The sequence below is a fragment of the Paenibacillus sinopodophylli genome, from assembly GCF_005930355.1.
GTDB classification, from domain to species: Bacteria; Bacillota; Bacilli; order Paenibacillales; family Paenibacillaceae; genus Pristimantibacillus; species Pristimantibacillus sinopodophylli.
In genome coordinates this window covers 155,991-172,386 of record NZ_VDBO01000008.1, presented here as the reverse complement: position 1 = coordinate 172,386, position 16,396 = coordinate 155,991, and the positions used below count along the sequence as shown (strand labels likewise).

Below are 16,396 nucleotides of genomic sequence, written 5' to 3'. Positions count from 1 at the left end.
AAAGGTAATCGTGATCGTTGCACTTCCTGCACTGACGGCTTGTACAACGCCTGACGCATCAACTGTAGCTACTGCGCTGTTACTTGTGCCGTACACAGCACTTGGCGTAACTGTCGTTTCACTTTCATCGGAATAACTCGCTTTTACGCTTAGTGCTTGATTCTGTCCTGCAATTAACGATACCGTTGCTGGTGTTGCAGTGATTGCTTCTAGCACAGCAGACTTTGGCGTTACCGTTACTTTAGGATAGACTGGTCCTACTACACCTGTAATCGATACCCAGGAGCTTGTTGTTCCTTCAGATTTTGCTGTAACATTTCCTTCCCAATCGAAGGAATAAATCTTATTATCAATAAAGGTTGGTATATAAGCAACACTTGTCATATCTAATGTAGAACCATCACTCATTGCAGCAATGAGCTTTAACTTCTTACCGACTTCACCCATTTCCATTACTAACTCTTGTGGTTCAATTGCTACTGAAAGTATCACTGGTGGTTTAATAATCGTTACCTCAATTTCACCAATCACTCCCCGATATTCGGCGGTAACTATTGTTCTACCAGGTGAAACTCCTGTAACCCTGCCGCTTGCAGCAACAGTTACGATTGATTGGTCATTTGACCTCCATATAATCTCTGCATTAGTCGGATATTCAAAGCCAGGAAATATATATCCAGGGATCGGTTCCCGCTTAGAATCCCACAGTGCTGCTCCTAGATCTGCTCCGCTTCCAACTTCAAACAATATAGGATGCGTTGAACGGATGTTTAAACTAGTTACCGTCTGCTCTATAATGTTTACATTCAAATCCTGTCCTAGCACAGATTCCGAAGGAACGGGAGCTCCTTTTCTGTCATAAATGGTATGTCCCTCTGATAGCGATAACATTGTTCTTCCTGATTGTGCAGATTCCTTAGCATTTAGACGGAATTTTACTACTGGAGCATTAGCCTGGGGGATAAAATCAACTGAAGTCTTTCCCTCAACAGTTAAAATAATTCGACTAATCCCATTACCTTTATCCTCAACTGAAAAGTCTTTGGAGTAGTTGTCCCCATTCAAAGGACTTTGCCATTCAATAGTACTTCCCAATTGAGATGCATCTAATTGACTATTATCAAACTCAATAGCTAGGGATGCTTTTTTCAGACCTCCTGGCGAAGCCATAAATACATCGTACAAACCAATAACTAAACCAATACTTCCACCTGGTGCTACATCATTATAGGAAACATCACTATTTGCCCTAATCTTCATAGCCAATGGAGTAAATTCAACATCAGCAGCAGATGCAGTAAGTGGAATTGCCGAAAGCATCACAATCACAGCCATTATTGCTGATATACTACGAAGAAACTTTTTCATACTTCTTTGAAACATAAATAAGATTACCTCCCAATTTAGTTCTAGTTGATCTAGCAACTGCTACTATTATTAGTGCTAATCTCTTATAACACATCCCTCAAAAGTAGTAGTACACCAAGTTGTCGTATAAAATATGCTTAATTTCTCTACTCGCTCCTTAGAAAAATAACAATGTATGGGATTTTCAGATATAAATTATAAATGAGTAAAATTCGCTTCCAATTCCGCAAACAAGTTCAACTGAATCGCCTGCAGTTTGCTCATTAATAGATATAAAGAAAAGTGCACGCTCCAGGATATATCATCCAGAACATGCACTTTTGTAGAAATCTCATGAAATCAGGTGTAATTGTCTTGCCTTTGCAATTGCTTGTCCACGACGCTTTACTTGAAGCTTTCCATATATGTTAGAAGTATGTTTTTTGACCGTTGTTTCTGAAATATTCAAGCTTGCAGCAATCTCTTTATTAGACATTCCTTCAGCAATCGTAATTAACACTTCTAGCTCACGATGACTTAATGGTTCGAGAAGCGTCTCTATTTCCACAGAAGACGACTTGAGTTCTTCATCTGATTTGCCGATCCCTTTGTTTTGTAAAAGTATAAGATAAACAAGACGAGTAATCATCAATGCAACCACATTCAAACTTTTCTCATCAAAAGCTGATGATAAATTGCGATTTTCTATATATAGAATTAGCGGCTCTTGTTCACTCGGCAGTTGTATGGGTATCGCCATAATGGAACTTAAACCATTCCCTTCTATGTACGTATCATTAGTTGCATGTAATAAATACGACGAATTTATCAGAATGGGACTTTGACTTACTTGCACCTTTCTTACGACAGACACTGCATAATCTGCTTGCTCCGTGTTAGATTGATTGCGATCAGAGCAGGCTTCAACATGAAGTTTGTTGTTAGCATATCGTAAAATATATCCACGTCCCCCCCCTACTTGACGAAGTGTAATCTGAAGAAATTGTTCTAATATATCTCTATCATATCGTACAGACCAGTCTGTAATTTCTTGCAGCCAATGCTCTTCTTTATCTTGATCCCAGTTGCTATTTGTAGGATTTTTCTCGACATGATCAAAGGCTTGTTGTTCATTCGAACCATTATTCCCCGTTTTCTGCTTAGGCAGATACCACCATAAATGAGGATGATTATCTTTGAGCATATCTACTTTTGCAGAAATTCCCCAGTCTGAGTAAGCCGTACATGCATCTAGTAGAGATACAGTTGAACCAGCTTCACTTCCTGTTTCTTCATAATAAACGGCAAGACGCTCACAGGTAATTCCTTCTACCAATCCATGCTTCTCGCTCTTAGCTTGTAAGACAGCTGCTTCAAACTTGGCATGTGCTTCCTTCAACTTACCAGTAACCTTAAGGCTTTCTGCTTGAATCAACACATGCATAGCGGACCCCGTTCCGTAGTAGCCATTCCATTTGCGCATACGATGAATCCGTTTCTTCAATAGTTTTACAATGTCCGCCTTTTCTGAATAGGTTGCTTGCGCATAGCTCGCAGCATAGGCTAATGCTTCATACACACGTAGCTTACGGTTTCGTATCCAATCTTCATTAAATTCTTGCTTTCTACCCTCCTGTGCCCAAAACAGTGCTTCGTGGTAATATCCAGCTAAGTAAGCAGCCTCTAGCTTCGCGATACACATATAATTATCATTCACGGCAGGATCTTCGCCCTCAGGTATCTTGATAAATTGTGATAACACATCAACATCTTGCATCGACTGGCAGTACTGCTTCACTAATTGAATAAAACTAGCCATTTTGAGATCAATTACGTAGCGTTGATCGCTTTCCATAACATCCAACTGATCTTCTAACAGCTGCAATTTACCATTATAAGTTACGATAAATGTAGTCAAAGCGAGACTAGTAAACACCGAATCACCATGTCGCATGCTTCGACGCATTGCTTTCTGCAAGTAGCTAGCCGTTTCATCATAATGATCTAACTGCTTATATAGTGCTACTACATATGTGACCCGATACTCCTGAACAGGTAAACTTACATAACTTGAAATTTGCAAAGTATATAGCGCTCGAGTTGGCATTAGGTCAACTAATTTTGGAATTGTACGTTGAATGATCATTTCGTAGCCACCAATAATACACAACAGCGAACCATTTATACCGCGCTTTAATCCATAGCGAATAAATTTAGCAAATAGAATTAGAATTAATGCAGGATCTGTCTTCAATAGTGGAAACATAATGACAAGAATGGTCTGGCAAAGCTCTATATACTCAGGATCTTCATTGTGCACAAAGGTTTTCCTTCTACTATGTACACGACTTAGTTCTTTCTGAGTCAATAAAATTTCTTTCACTAAGGATAGTTTGGATGATTTCTCAGGCATGTTCCAACCGAAAACTTCTAAAGCCGTTTTCCCATACTCTACTGCGAGCTCATCGTTAATAAACGTAAAATAATTAATCTGATATCGATAAAAACGGGCGCGATCTATTGGATCAAGTCTATCTACATAGTTTGCTAAAACTTCATATCGTCGCTTCGAGCCTGCAATATCACCACATAAATGCTCACACACAGCTAAATATAACCAAGTTTGATATAGAAAGGGCTCGTTGTCGGCATCCAAGTCTTGAAATTGGGACACTACAAAATCAAAATAACGCTTTGCTTCAGCATATTGATATCCTTCATAATACTTCTTACCAAGTTCAACATTATCTAACACTAATTGATATCTCTCATGATCTAGCATCTCAGAGGAACCTAGAATTAAATGGTCCATATAGGAAGGTGCTTGCTGATCCTCTGTCCTATGAATGGCATGCCTTTGTAGACTTCTACCTATTTTCAAATGCCAGCTTGCTACATCATTGGTCTGTTCTTCATACAAAGCACGACGAACATGCTCATCAAGAAATAGATAGTTAATGATTTTTTCATCCTGTTCGACTACACAAATCCAGCCCTCACGTTCAACTGCGTTCAACATGTCGAAGACTTGATCTTTGGATAATTGACATACATCTGCCACAGTAGAAAGTTCAAAATCCTGTCCAATTATAGCTGCAATGGAAACAATATGCCTCTCCGCCTCAGTAAGCCTCTTGCTTCCCTCTTCCCATAGACGAGATTGGGCAGCTTGATCTGATTCCCTCAGGCCGAGAAGCTCAACATCCCACATCCATTCATGCCGTTCCTCGTTATAGCTGAGCTTTTGCTCACTGTACCACTGATCGAGCAAGAGTCGAAGCGCTCCTCCATTCCCCCCTGTTAGCGCATAAGCAGATTTCGCTAGCATACGAATACGAGCAGTATCCTCATGCAACAGTAATGAAATCCAACGTCTTACCTCATCAAAATGCAGCGCATTTAATCTAATAACCGTTGTACTATTATGTATATTATTTTCTATTATTTCCAATCTGCCCAACATGAGCAGCAACAAACCACCATGCTTTATATGGTCCACTACATTACTCAAAAATGCTCTAGTCTTGTCATCTACCCATTGTACATTATCAAAAATTACTACTAGCTGACCAGAAATGTCTGTCATACAATACAAAATATCTGGCAACCATCGTTCTAGTCTAAGTAGTAGCTGATCCTGACTTTGTGAGTAGGTTACGACGGACTCTGGCCATAAGTATTGAGCAACCGGCAACCAGCTTGTTAGTAATGACAAGTCTGATCCCATAAGCTGTTGCAACTTCCCTTTAGCTGCAGCAATCGTAGCTTCCTCTTCGGTCCATAACATCTCAAACCATTGACTGAATACCTGCCTTAAGCAATAATAAGCGTCCTTTTGACTCTCAGCATAACAACTGCCTTCTATGCACAATACTCCCTTGCCTTTTGCCATACTACTAAACTGTGAAACTAGTAATGTCTTGCCTGTTCCTTGTTCACCTATTAACACAATGGCAACAGTTTCCCTAGATTCAACTTGTTGTAGTGCTTGCTCTAGCTTGTCTAGCTCCTTATTCATACTACAAAATTGTTTAGGATGACGGAACTGACGCAGGGCATCCATCTCACCAATCACCATAATATGCTCTTTGGACACTTCCGAAGTTCTACCTACACATTGCCTTAAGTCATAAAGCAGTCCATACGAAAATTGAAAGCGTTCATTGGTATTTTTATATAGTAATTTCATCACGACTGAGGCTAACACTGTAGATAAACCTGGACTTATCTTGGAGATATGAAGTGGATTAACAGCAAGATGTACATAACTCCAGTCTTCATCACCTTGTCGCTGAAATGGTAACAATCCCGTAAACATTTCATAGAAGATAACGCCTAACGTATACAAATCACTGCGCCGATCTGGAACAGATTGAATGCGCCCTGTCTGTTCGGGGGCGCGATAAGCATCATTACGCTGACCAACTTCTGCTATTCGAACTACAGTAGCATCTGCTTCTACTATTATATTATCGGGACTTAGCGTTCCGATTATTTCTTGTTGAATATGTAAGCTATAGACCATTTCAGTTATAGCTATTGCTGCCTGAAGCTTATCGTCGAGTGATCTATTGTCTCGACCCAGCCATTCCTTTAATGTTACTTTATTCTGTCCAACGACCATACTTAACTAGTAACCTCCCAGAAGCTTTGATCATAAGCATACAAGGCTAATTATAACTTATAGCTAGCTATCTTGCAGTAGCTTATTGGGAACGAGGTCATTCCCGTAGCATATAACAGCTACTATCGATTAGAAGCTTTCAACGTTAAAGACAGTCACTCTCGCAAAGCAAGCTACCTAGATAACGCATACATCGAATCCTTCTTTTCGCATCTCATGACAGAGAAGTTATACATTCAACAATATATTTTCGAAGAAGAAATTCATCAAGCAGTGAAAGATTATATCTAATACTACAATTATCATTGGTTTCAAACCAAACGAAAACAACGCGCACCGATTGAATAGCGGTGCGCGCTGGCTGCTTAGCTTTTTTAAAATTGTCTACGTGACAGGTATGACGGGATTAGAAGCCTTTATCTTCTCTGCTCAGGCTTAGCCTTTGTTAGCTCCTCCGAAGCTGAAGCCTTGGGACATAAAGCGCTGGCCGACGATATACATAATAACGGCCGGCATCGTGTAAAGAATAGAGAATGCGGCAAGCTTGCCGTATTGCACGATTCCATTCTGCCCGAAGTACTGATAGATCGTAACCGCCGCAGGCAGTTTATCAGGACTTTGCAGCAAGATGAACGGCACCAAGAAGTTGCCCCAACTTCCGGAGAACGCATAGATGCCAACCGTGAAGATACCTGGCAGCATTAGCGGCGTGATAACAAGACGCAATGTTGTCCAGATAGACGCGCCGTCCACCCATGCAGCTTCCTCCAGCTCAACCGGAACGGAATCCATGAAGTTTTTCATCATCCAGATGGAATACGGCAAAGCGGACGCCGAAAGGAACAAGATGGTGAAGAACAGGGAGTTTTGGATTTTAAAATAGAGAAAGAATTGATAAACAGGAACCATAACCGCCGTAATCGGCAAGCCCGTCGCAAACAAGATGATGTACATAAACATCTTCTTGTAGCGCAGCTGGTACCGAGACAGCGGATAGGAAGCAAGACCAGCCGTAACGACGACCAGCAGTGCTTGTCCCAGCGCCAGAATCAGACCGTTGACGAAGGACCGCTGATTCTCCGCACTAGTAATAGTAGCTGTGTAATTCCCAAGCGTAGCCTGCTCCGGCAGCTTCAGCAGCAAGGTGGCGTTGGCATCGAACGAAGCCAACACCAGCCACAGCAGCGGAAGCAAGAACAACACGCCGATGATGCTTAAAACGATATAGGGCAGCGCCCTATTTGCCATGTAGCGGTTGAACAAAGGGCGCTTGCGTTTGACGTTGCTCATAGTTGCATCCTCCTTAATTTTCGCGAATTGCCTTGGTGTTCTATGCGGAAGCTACAGCTTCACCTTGAGTACCTTCATGTACACCAGGCTGGCAATAATGCCGATCATGAGCAAGATAAGCGAAATCGCCGTTCCGTAGCCAAGCTGATAGTTGACGAAGGCCTGATGGTACATGTACAGCGGCAAGGTTTCCGTAGAATTGCCCGGGCCGCCGCCCGTCAGCGCAAAAATCAGGGTGAATGAACCAAGCGTCTGAAGCGTGATCAGGACCATGTTAGTCACGACCGAGCTCATAATCATAGGAATTGTAATGCGAACAAGTCGCTGCCACGGAGAAGCGCCGTCAATCATAGCTGCTTCCTCGACTTCCTTCGGAACATCGCTAAGCGCCGTCTGGAACACCATCATGGAGAAAGCAGTTCCTCGCCAGATGTTAGCAATAATGATGGAAACCATGGGAAAGGTATATAACCATGTTATCGGCTCAAAGCCAATGCTTTCAATGATCGCATTGACTGTGCCGGTATCATTCAGAAATGCAAACCATACAAAAGCGGTAACGACCTCTGGCGCAACCCAGCCCGATATAACAATGGAGCCGATGATGCTGCGGAAGGTTCGATTGCGGCCATTCATAAGAAACGCGATGATAAAGCCAAGCACCTGCTGGCCGACAACGGCTGAGAAAATCAGAAATATGATTGTGTTCCACACTGAGATACGGAAGGTTTCATCCTGAAACATGTACGTAAAGTTTTGAAAGCCTACAAACTCGGTATTGGCAGCCGCAGCCCCAGTTAAAGCCATATTCGTAAATGCTAAGTAAAAGGTTAACGCACCTGGTATAAAGAAAAAGAGCAAAAGTAATACCCAAGTGGGCGATAAAAAGAGCGCCGCCCTCCACTGCTCGCTGCGATTCCCATTCCGCTTCCGGTCGGAAGTTCGGTTCTTGGTGTCTCCCATCTGGCACCCTCCTGATGTTATTTAGACAGGCAGGCCGATTGCTGACGAGAGGTTGTTCAAAAGGACTTTTTGAACACGCACTGTAGGCAACAATCGGCTTCCCGTTCTGTTACTTCGTCGTTACTTTATCAGCACCGACTTTTCTTTCCACGCTCTTGGCATAGTCTTTCATGGCAGCATCAGGCTTAAGCGAAGCGCTCGCTACCTTTTCTACCATCTCCTGCACCGCCGTGGATACAGCTGGGTAATCCGAGTTCGTCGGACGAACATGCGTATACGTGATAAATTCAGCGGCTACGCCATACAGCGTGCCCGGTTGGCCTGTATACTCTGTGTCGGATGCAACATCTGTACGAGGCGTCAAAGCGCCATCCAGCATCGCGAACTCTTTGTTATGTTCTTTGCTTGTTGCCAGCTTGATAAACTCAAAGCCAAGTTCCTTCTGTGCGGATTTGGCACCAACACTCAACGTCCAACCACCAGACATCGACGTAAACCCTTGACCTTGTCCATTTTGCGTCGGCATCTTAGCGAAGCCGTATACGTCCAATGCTTCAGGCCATGGCTTGCCGCCTGTTGGCGACCAGTTGCCTGTCAACCAGTTGCCGTTCAGTGCAATGGCAACTTTGTTATTCGGCATCAGATCCGTTTCGAGAATTTGTCCAGCTTGTGCTGTCATCACTTGCGAAAGCTTAGGACCCATGCCTTCGGAATAAATCGTGTTAATAAATTCAAGAGAGCTGAGCAACCCTGGGCTTTCTGTTACCCATTTGCCATCTTCAAACATCGTGTTGTCCGTACCGTAAAGCAGCATTTGCAGCGTCTGCATCGTAGTAGCCTCTTGACCTGCTTTACTGGAGTTCATCCAGAACGGAATAACGTCTGGAAGTTGCGCTTTGATAGCGCGCGAAGCTGTCAGAATATCTTCCCAGTTCTTAGGCTCCCAAGGCACAGGAAGTCCGGCTTGTTCGAACAGCTGCTTATTATAGTAAAGTCCGCGAACGTCCGTGGAGAATGGTACGCCATAGATTTTTTCGTCTGTTCCTGTTACAGCCGCTTTGATGCCTTCATTAAAGTTGCTCCAATCGTCCCAAGCATCTACAGCCAGCGGCTCAAGATAGCCTGCTTCGCTGTCCGCATTAATCATAAAGGAATCTTCAGCGAGTACCTCAGGAGCTGTTGATTCATCCATCATCAATAGCGGGATTTTTGTAGCATATTGCGAGCCTTCAATCGGATTCAATACAACTTTAACGCCGGGATTGGAAGCTTCAAAATCCTCTTTGACGCTTGTCAGCCATTTGCCCCAGTTGTCTGTTTCATTCCATTTGCCGTAAGCGACTGTAATCGTTTTATCAGCGACTGAAGATGAACCGTTGCCGTTCTCCCCGGAAGTATCCGTATTGCTAGAGCATGCTGCTGCCAACAATGTCACTGCTGCTAATGTTCCCGCCAAAACTGTCTTTCTAATCGTCATCCTAATGTCTCCCCTTTTGACTGAATATAATTTTGACTTGACGGTGTTCCTATGTTAACGAGCATTCATGCTCGATGGAACCGAATAACCAAGGTAGGTCAGGATCAACTCGCTGAATAGAGAATTTGCCCAGGAGAACCATTCGCGTGTATATTCCGCAGGATTATCCTTGTGAAAACCCTCGTGAAGGAAATCAGTGCCAGCATCAGTACTCTCCAGCACATTCAGCAGATGTTCAATTTCTTCCTTATTCTGTGAAGTGAGCGCTTGCATGGCGAGTGAGATATGCCAAATGTAGCCTTTCGGCGTATGAGGACTACCAATACCCATGGCTGCCGTACCACTGTAGTAATAAGGGTTTTCTTCACTCAAAACAAATTTCCGCGTATTCAGGTACACCTGATCGTTGATATCGCAGCATCCCAGATAAGGCAAGGACAAAAGGCTAGGCACGTTGGCGTCATCCATGAGGTTATAGCCACCTAGGCCATCTGTCTCGTAAGCATAGATTGTGCCGTGAGTTGGATGCTCCACTGTCGCATGCTTGACTGTGCCTGCCTCGATCTCGGAACGCAACATCGCAGCTTGTTTGGCCAGCTCTTCATCCTTCAAGACTTTCACAGCGATAGTCTTCATGTAGCCCAGAATAACAATCGCGAACAGATTGGATGGAATCAGGTAACCGTACTCACAAGCATCATCGCTTGGACGGAAGCCCGACCAGGTCATGCCCGTTGGAGCGCTTGGTGCTCCTTTACCTCCACTCGGCAAGGTATCCGAAACCGGACAATCAAATCGTTGGAAGCTGTAGGCCGAATGTTGATCGTGATTCTGCTCCGTTCTCCATAATTTCAGGATACTGTAGCAAGCATCGCGGAAATGGTTATCCAAATGGCTGGTTTTTCCTGTTGTATTCCACAACAGATACGCAAGCTGGATCGGATAACATAAGGAATCAATTTCATACTTACGTTCCCAAATCCAAGGCGTCATCACAGTATCATCGTTTTGATGGCCTCTCCCGTCAGCAGTTTCATTAAATGCATTGGCATAAGGATCATGCAAAATATATTGAATCTGCTTTTTGACAACGCCTTCAATCATTGCCGCGAGCTCTTGATCTCCTTTGGCTAGAATCAGATAAGGCCGAACTTGAGCTGCCGAATCCCGCAGCCACATGGCCGGAATATCACCGGTAATAACAAACACGGAGCCGTCTGCTTGCGGCTTAAGTGTGGTTGTTAGCGTGTTCGCGTAACATTTGCCGAACATGCGGGCCAACTTCGGCCGATCAGTCAGCTTCTCTTCTACATCCCGAATCAGCCCTTGCACAGATTCAGGTAACACTCCTATTTCTCTAGACATGCAACACATCCCTTTCAATTAACCGCTTTCATGGTGTTGATTAAGATATTAATATACCTAAACTAATATGTCAATATGTTATGTTATATCAACTTAAGCGAAGCGTTATAGCTTAATATGTACAAAAAATCCCTCTTCCATGTAAGAAGAGGGATTACAAATGAGAGAGAAACAGCCCGTTGGCAATAGGCTGCTGCATGCCCAATAAATAGCTGAAGTAGCTGTTCAAGTTGAATATGGCGCTTAGCCGAATTGTTGTTAAGCCTGCTGCGGCGCCGGACCTGTTGATTTGCCCAAAACTAGCTCTACATCAAGCGATATTTTGCTAGGAAGCGAATCACCTTCGATGAGCTTAAGCACATTGTGAACAGCCAGCTGTCCAATTTCCTTCTGATTTTGCAACAAATGAGTAAAGGAATACAGTGCCGACGTGCTCGGCGGGCTGTCAAAACAAATAATAGAGATTTGGCCCGGTATGTGCATACCGAGTCCCTCCACAGCTTCCTTGGCAATCAGAGCAAGCTCATATTCCATGGCGAACAAAGCTGTAATGCGGGGATGCTCAAGCAACATGCCTTGAATCATTTTGACATTTTTATCAATTTGTTCATCCGCAGGCTCGGATCCTGTCCAATTCATATCCGTCAGCCAGGAGGATCTATCCAGCAGAATACCGCCTTCGGCATGTGCCTGAACAAAACCCTCAATGCGTTCCTCGATCGCCACATTATCCGTTACACGCGAAGCCAGCAAGCCAATGTGACGGTGCCCGCCCTGAAACAAATGCTGTACCCCCATGCGGGTGGCAGCTACGTTGTCTGAACTGATCGCTGTTGTATCCGTCCATTTCAAATAACGGTCCACCAGCACATGCGGGAACTTGTCGATCACAAGCTTGAGAATTTCCGTGCTGAAATTCTGCCCGCGTGTCGGATAAATGATTAACCCGTCAACGCCGTATTCCCGCAGCATCATAATCGCCTTCTCCTCGACCTCCGGCTGGCAGAACGAAATGCGCAGCAGCAAATAAACGCCTAGTTCCTGAGCGGTACGCTCCATCTCCGCCAACATTTCCTTGCCATAGCTATCGCTGAAATCTTCCATAATTAGCCCCAGCACGATCTGCTTGCTCTTCACGGAATCCTCTCCTGATGGCATATGCTCTTGCTGGTGCGTCTGCCCTGGCTCCGCTGTTTCTACGTTATTGTAGTTAATGACAAAGGAGCCGCGCCCTGGCTGTCTCATAATATATCCATCCTGCACAAGCATGTCGAGCGCTTTCTTGGAGGTGATCCGGCTGACAGAAAATTCCTCCATCAGTTCTTTCTCCGATGGGATCCGGTCACCGACCGCATATTCCTCTGCTTGGATTTTGTTGCGCAGCATGAGATACATTTGCTCATAGCGCGGCTTTAAAGATTTTATGCTTTCCATACTACTCACCTTCAGTATCTATTTGACATAAATTCATTACTTCCTTATAGCTTCATTAGTCATTACCATTTAGTATACTATGTTATATCATTTATGGAAAGGTTGATATCGCTTTATTTTCAATCTGACGAGAAAAACAGCACCGCTAGCAGTCTTATGCCGAACAGTGGTGCTCTGGGTCAGACTGATAACAACCTAATGGCCTTCGTCCCTTTATTGCTTACCTTCTATTCATAAAAATAGCCAACAGCTTTGCATGAAATGCACGGCTGTTGGCTGAATTCTTAATACGGGTCTATGGATGTTAGCTAATTATTTGTTGGCAGCTGCCCACTCATCAAGCTGTTTCTGTTTCTCAGCAATGACTTTATCCATACCTGCTGCCTTCAGCTTCTCGATAAATTCTGGCAAGTATTTCACGGGATCAAGCGTTCCGTTCTCCAGACCGATCTTAAATTGATCCTTAACGTTCTGGATGGCTGCAGCTTCTGTTTTGACCGGGTCCACGGTGAAGCTGAAACCCATCGCTTTCGATTTGGTCGCTGCTTTGTTGAACGCATCCTGCAATTCCCAAACTTTCGGATCATCGCCCTCCCATACATGTGAGAGGAACTGGTTGCCCCACATCCAACCAAAATTAGGGTTGTAGGTAGCTGTATTTGCATCAACACCGCTTGGGAAGCCTATGACCTCACCCTTAACTTCATAATGCTTGCCCTCTATGCCATAGTCGATCAGATTAACGAGTTCAGCATCAGAATACAGAAGGTTAAGGAACATCATCGCACGTTCTGGATCACTCGAGTTTTTTGCAATACTGAACATAATGTTAGATATCGAGGACGTCGTGGCAACTGGCGGAAGAATCCGTACCGCAACCATTTCCGTACCTGTCAGCAACGACGTTTTGTTCTCATAGCCAGGCTTCATATGGGCCATAAATGCAAATGCCTTGCCCGCTTTGACAAGCTGTTCAGAAGCGGTCTGATTCGTCGAAATATCCTTTGGAATAAAACCAGCGTCATACCATCTTCTTACCATTGTTAGTAAGCTGGCATATTGCTCCGTTTCGAACCAGTTCACAACCTTCAGATCATTATCCAAACCTGGCAACACGCCATTATCATCATTTAGTGGATCAATAAGTCCAGGAACAAGGGATGTAACTACCGCAACGCTTGCCGCTTCTGGAATAATAGCAGCCATTTCCGGCTCATTCTTTTTAATGATTTCAAATACAGCATCCAAATCGTCGAATGTCTTCACTGTACTGAGATCAATGTTGTACTTGTCTACCAAATCCTTTCGCATCAGTACCCCATAGTCTGCCGCCCAGTCTCTCACGCTCGGCACCCCGAAGATGCTTCCACTCGAGGATGCCGCTTTCAGCACATCCGGCTCCACGATCTTCTTAATATCTTGACCATATTTCTCAAGCAGATCTTCGAGCGGCACAAGCTGACCCTTGGCAGCCTGCGTACCAAAGTTTAATCCTGAACCGGTAACGAGCAGATCCAGTTTCTCATTGCCTGCCAGCATCAGATTGATCTGCTGCTGCCAAGCTCCGAGGTCGATTGGCATAAACTTAACGGTCGCGTTGATTTTCTCTTTTGTAATTGCATTGACCGCAGCTTGTACTTCAGGCATATCTGTTGCTGTTCCTATATTCAAATAAGCGACATTCAGCTCATAGGGTTTAAGCTCGGAGTTCTGCTCTTTGCCATCCGTACCTGCAGCAGCCCCATCATTTGGTGTATTGCTGCTTCCCCCGTTTTTCTGCCCGGAACAAGCACTAAGCACAAGTACCAACGCCAGCATAATAAGACATAAACCTCGAAACGAAGTCATTTTTTTCCCCATTGTAAAAACCCCTCCCAAGCATAATAATTGACATGTGAAGCTGCTAACTCGTTCAAAGCACGAATAGTCTACATTATCCTTTCACTGCACCGATAACTAGCCCTTTTACAAAATACTTCTGGAAGAATGGATACGCACATAACAGTGGAACGACCCCTATAACTGCCATTGCCATTCGAATCGTCTCCATAGGAATTTTGGCACCCGCCGAAATATCCGACATATTCATAGAAGAAGCGTTGCTCTGAATGAACTGGGCATTAAGCAAAATTCGGTTTAACAGGTTCTGTAAGCTGAATAGCTTGCTATCTGTGATGTAGATCAAACCATTAAACCAATCATTCCAATAGCCGATCGTCTGCATCAATCCAATTGTAGCAAGAATCGGCAATGACAACGGAAGTACGATTTTGAAAAATATTTTAAACTCCCCTGCTCCGTCTATGGAAGCGGATTCAATGATTGGAACCGGAATCGAATTCATGAAAAAAGTACGCATGATCAGAACGAAGAAACCATTGGTCAGCAGCCCTGGGATGATGAGAGCCATCATCGTATTCTTAAGCTCAAACACTTGGGTGTAAATAAAGTAAGTTGGAACAAGTCCGCCGTTGAACAGCAAAGTGAAAAATACGAAGAAGGCAAGCGCCTTGCGCATCGGCATCTCTTTGCGAGCCATCGGGTAGGACAGCAAGGACGATATTGACAACCCAGCGAAAGTTCCGACTAAGGTTACCATAATCGTAGTGAAATATGCACGGAATATGTTTTCTTTGTCATTCCATAAGAACGCGTAAGCATCCAGACTAAACTTACTTGGAAAGAAGGAGTAGCCTTCACGCAGAATCATTGTCTCATCAGTGAACGAAGTCATAATAAGCAGAACGAACGGCAGCAGGCACATAAGCACGATAGCTGAGAACACGACATGCAGCCCTATCTGAAACAGCTTTTGCTTCCCATTTACCACGAATATATCCCCTTTCCGCGCTTAAAACAGCGCATTGTCACGATTTCTTTTACTAACGACATAATTGGATAAAATAACGAGAACAAAACCTACAACCGATTGATACAAGCCCGCTGCAGAGGACATTCCGATATCTCCAAGATTCATTAATGCACGGTATACGTAGGTATCGATGACATTCGTCGTGGACAATAACGCTCCCGTATTAAGCGGTACCTGATAGAATAATCCGAAGTCAGAGTAGAAGATGCGCCCAATCTGGAGCAGTGTCATTATCGTAACAACAGGTGCGATGAGTGGAACCGTAATCGCTCTTACCTGCTGCCATTTCGATGCGCCGTCAATCGTAGCCGCTTCGTAGTATTCTGGATCAATACCTATGATCGCAGCCAAGTAAATGACACATAGATAGCCGACGTTTTTCCAAATATTTACGATTGTTAGAATGATAGGCCAATACTTCGGTTCACTGTACCAGGATATCGCTTCTATGCCGAGCATCGGCAACAGCTGCTTATTGATAAAACCCGTCTCGCCGCTCAGCATCGCCAGTACAAGATAACCTACGATAACCATGGAGATCAGATAGGGTATGAGGACAACGCTCTGATAAAATCTGGAGAAAAACTTTTTCTTCACTTCATTAAGCATGATTGCTACTGCAATGGCTATAGTTGTATTAAGCAAAATAAATATAGAATTGTACAGAAGTGTATTTCGAGTGATCAGCAGCGCATCTGATGTTTTAAACAGGTATTCGAAGTTTTTGAATCCGATCCAGTCGCTTGCCAGAATACCCTTCGTAAAATTGACATCCTTAAATGCAATAATAAGTCCGAACATTGGCAAATAGTTGTTAATAAACAAATAAACGACTCCCGGTATAACCATAACGAGCAGCGGCCAGTATCTAAGCGAATTGCTTAGCTTTTTCTTAAAGCCCAGTTTCCGACCGCTCTTTATGCCCGCTTCTTCCTTAGCAGTGGTCTTGGCAGCTACCGTATTCACAGATCATTCCCCCTTCGTGATTTATATCCTCATCTTAATTTTTTTGATCTAGCGCCAC

General features: G+C 43.9%; 10 protein-coding genes. All 10 read right to left on the bottom strand.

From position 1 onward, the window contains the following. The coding region (locus tag FGT79_RS31315; protein ID WP_171056389.1) for an Ig-like domain-containing protein at nt 1-1,383 on the bottom strand (1,383 nt) is incomplete at its 3' end. A 316-nt stretch (nt 1,384-1,699) separates the two neighbouring features. Beyond that, a complete protein-coding gene (locus tag FGT79_RS22930; protein WP_138755171.1) occupies nt 1,700-5,971 on the bottom strand; it encodes a helix-turn-helix transcriptional regulator in 4,272 nt (1,423 codons plus the stop codon). A gap of 435 nt (nt 5,972-6,406) precedes the next feature. Continuing rightward, a complete protein-coding gene (locus FGT79_RS22925; RefSeq protein WP_246096566.1) occupies nt 6,407-7,261 on the bottom strand; it encodes a carbohydrate ABC transporter permease in 855 nt (284 codons plus the stop codon). A gap of 51 nt (nt 7,262-7,312) precedes the next feature. Beyond that, nucleotides 7,313-8,224: a carbohydrate ABC transporter permease gene (locus FGT79_RS22920; RefSeq protein WP_138755170.1), complete on the bottom strand. Its 912-nt coding sequence runs from the start codon at nt 8,222-8,224 to the stop codon at nt 7,313-7,315. 109 nt (nt 8,225-8,333) lie between these two features. Next, complete coding sequence (locus FGT79_RS22915) at nt 8,334-9,701, bottom strand: extracellular solute-binding protein (RefSeq protein WP_138755169.1); 1,368 nt, start codon at nt 9,699-9,701, stop codon at nt 8,334-8,336. A gap of 54 nt (nt 9,702-9,755) precedes the next feature. Further along, complete coding sequence (locus tag FGT79_RS22910; RefSeq protein ID WP_138755168.1) at nt 9,756-11,066, bottom strand: glycoside hydrolase family 125 protein; 1,311 nt, start codon at nt 11,064-11,066, stop codon at nt 9,756-9,758. 258 nt (nt 11,067-11,324) lie between these two features. Then, nucleotides 11,325-12,500, bottom strand: a complete 1,176-nt coding sequence (locus FGT79_RS22905) for a GntR family transcriptional regulator (protein WP_138755167.1) — start codon at nt 12,498-12,500, stop codon at nt 11,325-11,327. A gap of 312 nt (nt 12,501-12,812) precedes the next feature. After that, a complete protein-coding gene (locus FGT79_RS22900) occupies nt 12,813-14,360 on the bottom strand; it encodes an ABC transporter substrate-binding protein (RefSeq protein ID WP_246096565.1) in 1,548 nt (515 codons plus the stop codon). 73 nt (nt 14,361-14,433) lie between these two features. Further along, on the bottom strand, nt 14,434-15,330 hold the full coding sequence (locus FGT79_RS22895; protein ID WP_425465040.1) for a carbohydrate ABC transporter permease: 897 nt from the start codon (nt 15,328-15,330) through the stop codon (nt 14,434-14,436). Nucleotides 15,331-15,351: 21 nt separating this feature from the next. Then, entirely contained in the window at nt 15,352-16,221 is an 870-nt protein-coding gene (locus tag FGT79_RS22890; RefSeq protein ID WP_138755209.1) for an ABC transporter permease, read from the bottom strand. Nucleotides 16,222-16,396: the final 175 nt, after the last annotated feature.